At 36.9% G+C, this 412-nt stretch carries 1 protein-coding gene; it reads right to left on the bottom strand.

What is annotated here, in order from left to right; translation table 11 throughout:
- Positions 1-16: 16 nt before the first annotated feature.
- Positions 17-412 (bottom strand): ATP-binding protein (locus tag HMPREF2811_RS02960; protein ID WP_168164934.1); only part of this gene is annotated, 396 nt, incomplete at its 5' end.

Below are 412 nucleotides of genomic sequence, written 5' to 3'. Positions count from 1 at the left end.
TGAGCCATTTCGCAATTTAAAATTGAGCCACTGTCATCTTTGAATTATCTTTTATCCATTGTTCTGTTTCTTTCATTCTGTAAGAAGGACCGACCATATTTACAACATGTGATTTATGAGTCAAACGGTCGGTTAAGGCAGCTGTTAGGACGGGATCATGAAATATTTCTTGCCATTTTAAAAATGATAAATTACTCGTGATAATGGTAGATTTTCTTCCCGCTCGTAAAGATAGATGTGAAAATAATAATTCCGCCCCTTCTTTGTCGAAAGAGATATACCCAAGTTCATCAATAATGACGAGATCGTAATTTTCAAATTTTAATTCGAATGACCGTAAGGTTCTTTCTGATCGATGCTCTTTCAACTGATTGATGAGGGCAGGGACTGTCGCAAAAAAGACGCGATAGCC

It is taken from the genome of Globicatella sp. HMSC072A10, from assembly GCF_001811625.1.
GTDB lineage: Bacteria > Bacillota > Bacilli > Lactobacillales > Aerococcaceae > Globicatella > Globicatella sanguinis.
This window is presented reverse-complemented; position numbering and strand designations above follow the sequence as displayed.